The 1,712-nt window shown below is 67.0% G+C and carries 2 protein-coding genes; both read left to right on the forward strand.

Annotated features, from left to right (window positions below; all coding sequences use genetic code 11):
* Positions 1-265: 265 nt before the first annotated feature.
* Positions 266-1,099, forward strand: a complete 834-nt coding sequence (locus tag CA983_RS43365; RefSeq protein WP_086606080.1) for a helix-turn-helix domain-containing protein — start codon at positions 266-268, stop codon at positions 1,097-1,099.
* A complete protein-coding gene (locus CA983_RS43370; protein WP_086606079.1) occupies positions 1,096-1,293 on the forward strand; it encodes a DUF397 domain-containing protein in 198 nt (65 codons plus the stop codon). The genes CA983_RS43365 and CA983_RS43370 overlap by 4 nt, the downstream gene beginning before the upstream one ends.
* Positions 1,294-1,712: the final 419 nt, after the last annotated feature.

Below are 1,712 nucleotides of genomic sequence, written 5' to 3' on the forward strand. Positions count from 1 at the left end.
GGCCCTGGGTGGAGGTGGGGGTGAGGGTCGGGCAGGCGTGGCTCGGTGACGCCCTCGGGCGGGCAGCAGGCTCCGCACGAGGAGGAGCAGGACCGACTCGCAGAGTTCAGCGATACGCAGGCGCACGGAAGTGTCCCTTCTCAGGGCAGAAGACAGGGGTTGACGAGCGGTGATTACCGTTCGTGCCTTCATCGTCACTGGTCGCGCGTACGCTGCGGAAGAGGCCAGGTGTTGCCTGGCGCTCCAGGCAACGGTGAGGGGTGACGTGGGCGAAGTGGTTGACGGGGAGCGGGAGTCGGGGCGGGCTGCGCTCGGCCGGACGCTGAGGTTCTTGCGTGAGCAGGCGGGCAAGTCGCTCGGGCAGTTGTCCGAGGACACGGGGTACGACAAGAGCTACTTGAGCCGTCTGGAGAAGGGTGAGCGGCTCTCCAAGCGGGCGGTCATGGAGGACCTGGACAGCTACTACGGGTCCGGTGACCTGCTGGTTCGTGAGTGGCGGGACGCGCGCCGCGAAGTCATCAAGGACAAGTACAAGGCGTTCATGGACCTTGAGGCGACGGCGCAGATCATGTGGATGTTCCAGCTGCGTGTGCCGGGTCTCTTGCAGACCGAGGGCTACGCCAGAGCGGTGTTGTCAGGGTTGTCTGGCGCCCAGACAACAGCAGGCAACAGCGAGGAAGTCGAGGAACAGGTGGCCGCGCGGATGGGGCGGCAGGAGTTGCTTTTCCGCGAGTCGGCGCCGGACGTACGCGTGATCCTGGACGAGGCGGCTCTGCGGCGGCCTGTTCCTGACACGAAGGTGTGGGCAGAGCAGTTGTCACACCTCCTGGAGGCGGCCGAATTGCCGAACATCGCGATCCAGGTACTGCCCTTCGGGGTCGGGGTGCACGACCTCATGGACAGCCACCTCTGGCTCTTCTGGCAGCGCGTCGGCGATCCAGTTGCCTGGACGGAGGGCAACGGTTTTGGCGCCTTGATCCAGGATCCGGACAAGGTTCTGCGCTTCCGTTTGTCCTACGATCGCGTCAGGGACGCGGCGCTGACTCCCGTGGAGTCGACGGCGTTCATCAAGCGCCTTCTGGAGGAGTGCAGAGAATGAACCGAGCCCCTGACCTCACCACCGCCGTGTGGCGCAAGTCGTCCTACAGCGACGGGGGTGGCACGAACTGCCTGGAGGTCGCCGACGGCCACCCCGGCATAGTGCCTGTCCGCGACAGCAAGAAGTCGGACGGGCCCGTGCTCGTGTTCAGGTCGGGCTCGTGGGCCTCGTTCCTCACGTACGTCACCAAGTAACTGTCGGGGCCGCCCGCTTCTTTGCCAGTGTCGTGCTTCCACGGCCTGCCTCAAGGGCGCTTCGCGTCGCCTTCGGCGATGGCCCTGCGGGCCACCCTTGACCCAGGCCGTTCCAGCACGGGAGAGAAGCGAGCGAGCGGCCCGGGGAAAGCGGGGGGCCCAGGCCAGTCGCCCCTCACGTCCGTCGAGAAGCCGGCCGGCGAGGAGGGGCGCGAACGCGCCTCGCCAGCACGCCGGGTGGGCTCAGCGGCGATCCGTGGGTGGTCGTGGAAGGCAAGTGGAGCGTTTGGGCCAGAGTTCGACGCATGACCAGGGATCAGGGAGAAGCCCATGGCCCACCTGCTCCGATTCCCACTCCCACGCCCCCTTTTCCGCCCTATCAGCACGCGACCGCACCTGCCGGCCCCGCCAGGCTGCCC

The sequence above is a fragment of the Streptomyces swartbergensis genome, assembly GCF_002148965.1.
GTDB classification, from domain to species: Bacteria; Actinomycetota; Actinomycetes; order Streptomycetales; family Streptomycetaceae; genus Streptomyces; species Streptomyces swartbergensis.

Excerpts from the sequence above, each read along its gene's own strand:
- CA983_RS43370 (WP_086606079.1), top strand. The coding sequence starts at position 1,096 with ATGAACCGAGCCCCTGACCTCACCACCGCCGTGTGGCGCAAGTCGTCC.